Below are 2,407 nucleotides of genomic sequence, written 5' to 3' on the forward strand. Positions count from 1 at the left end.
GCTAAAAGGTTAGAACATACCAATCTTAAATCTGCAGTTATTGGTATATCTGGAGGCCTTGACTCTACTTTAGCTCTATTAGTAACAGTTAAAACTTTTGAGCTTTTAAACCTAGACCTTAAAAACATAATTGCCATAACCATGCCAGGATTTGGAACAACAGATAGAACCTATAATAATGCTATAAGCCTTTGTAAAAAGTTAAAAATATCTTTAAGAGAAATAAATATAGTAAAATCATGTCTTCAACATTTTGAAGATATAGCTCATGACCCTAATATACACGATGTAACCTATGAAAATGTTCAAGCAAGAGAAAGAACTCAAATACTTATGGACATAGCCAATAAAGAAGGAGGATTAGTTGTAGGCACTGGTGATTTATCTGAAATGGCTTTAGGTTGGTGTACCTTTAATGGTGACCATATGTCTATGTACGGCGTTAATGCATCTGTACCTAAAACTTTAGTAAGGTATTTAGTAAAACATGTTGCCCTAGAACAAGAAGATAAAGAAATTTCTTCTATACTGTTAGATATATTAGATACTCCTGTAAGTCCTGAGCTTCTTCCTAAGGATGCTAACGGAAACATATGTCAAAAAACAGAAAATATAGTAGGACCCTATGAACTTCACGATTTTTTCCTTTATTACTTTATAAAAGGTTTTGATGTTAAAAAAATATATTATCTAGCTTGTGAAGCTTTTAGAGAAGATTATAAAAAAGACATTATAGAAAAATGGTTGAAATTCTTCATAAAAAGATTTTTCACTCAACAATTTAAGCGTTCTACTGTACCTGATGGACCTAAAGTAGGAAGCATTGGTCTTTCTCCAAGGGGAGATTTTGTAATGCCTTCTGATGGAAGTTATAACTCCTTTTTAGAATAAATATATATAGATAGTTATAAAAAAAGAGCTGTGGCACTAAGGAATTTACATATAATGCATTGTAGTATTATTCCTAATGTAACAGCTCCCCTTTTTAATTATAATTTTTCAGGTTCTTCATACTCTTTTCCAAAGGTATCTACAGTTATTTCCTTTATCTTTTGCTCTTCTAAAGGTTTATCCATAAAATCTGTTGGTTCATCTACTATTTTAAAAGCTACATCCAATCCTTCTGTTATCTTTCCAAAACCAGCATATTGTCCATCTAAATGAGGTGCTTCTCCCACCATTATAAAAAATTGACTTCCTGCTGAATCAGGGTGCATAGCTCTTGCCATGGATAAAACTCCCTCTTCATGCTTAAGTGAATTTGGGAATCCATTAGCTGAAAATTCTCCTTTAATAGAATATCCTGGACCTCCAACTCCTGTTCCCTCTGGACAACCTCCTTGAATTACAAAGCCAGGTATTACTCTATGAAATATTAATCCATTATAAAAACCTTTATTTATCAAACTTATAAAATTTCTAACAGTATTTGGAGCTATTTCAGGATATAATTCCCCCTTCATAACATCCCCATTTTCCATTGTTATAGTAATTATAGGATTTTTCATTTAACTCTCTCCCTTATCTTATGTTATTTTGTTAATTATACCACTTTTTATTATTTAGTACTTTCTTTTTTTACAGTATTTAAAAAAACTTCTATGTCTTCTTCCTCTTTTTTTATTCTATCCTCATTCATGTCTCCTCTACCCAATCTATCACATTTCGATAAAAGAGCTATTTCTTCTGGTGAACATTCTTTTTTCATGGAATCTATATCAGCAAATCTCATCTTTTTAGCTACAAATAAAGGTTGCATATGCCATCTTACTAAAGCCGCAACTTTTTTTATAAGATCCTTATCTTGTGTAAATTCTTCTAAAAACTTTATAGCTAAAAATTCTCCCTCTTTATCATGATTATAAGAAGTTATTTTCCCCCTTCTTATTTTAGTAGTAGTGCCTTTACCTATATCATGTAACAGTGCTGACCACATAAAAGCCCTACTATCTTCACTTAGTTCTTTACTCTTAGCTGCTTTATCCACCACCATCATAGTATGATTCCAAACCGTACCTTCTGGATGATGAGTTAAATTTTGATCAGTCTTTTTTAAGTTTTCCAAAAGATTAAAAGGATATTCCTTTAAAACACCTTCTTCACTTAGTTCATTTAAATATTTAGAAGGATTTTCATCTTCTAACAAATGTTTCTCTATATTTTTAAATATATCTATTTTATTTTCCATAATTTATATTTACTCACTCCTTTCTTTAACTTTTGAGAATGTTAGTTAAACCTAAAATACCTTCAATGTTCAGCAAAGCTGAACGGGGTTTCCATAGTGCAACTACTTTAACAATTCCAATAAAATTATAATTTTTCTGAGCATAGCGAAGAAAAATCTCCTTAATTGTTCATTATTCATTGTTAGTTATTCATTGATTAAATGCTATTCATTGTTAGT

3 protein-coding genes are annotated in these 2,407 nt (G+C 30.7%); 1 reads left to right on the top strand and 2 read right to left on the bottom strand.

The window, feature by feature from the left end; genetic code table 11:
- Window positions 1-891, top strand: an 891-nt coding sequence (locus AB2369_RS12920) for an NAD(+) synthase (RefSeq protein WP_367666883.1), incomplete at its 5' end; no start/stop codon positions are given.
- Between the two features lie 98 nt (window positions 892-989).
- On the opposite strand, the gene AB2369_RS12925 is transcribed toward AB2369_RS12920, so the two are convergent.
- Window positions 990-1,508: a peptidylprolyl isomerase gene (locus AB2369_RS12925; RefSeq protein ID WP_089863249.1), complete on the bottom strand. Its 519-nt coding sequence runs from the start codon at window positions 1,506-1,508 to the stop codon at window positions 990-992.
- A 50-nt stretch (window positions 1,509-1,558) separates the two neighbouring features.
- A complete protein-coding gene (locus AB2369_RS12930; protein WP_089863251.1) occupies window positions 1,559-2,188 on the bottom strand; it encodes an HD domain-containing protein in 630 nt (209 codons plus the stop codon).
- Between the last annotated feature and the right edge of the window lie 219 nt (window positions 2,189-2,407).

The sequence above is a fragment of the Clostridium sp. genome, assembly GCF_040797585.1.
Taxonomy (GTDB): Bacteria; Bacillota; Clostridia; order Clostridiales; family Clostridiaceae; genus Clostridium_Z.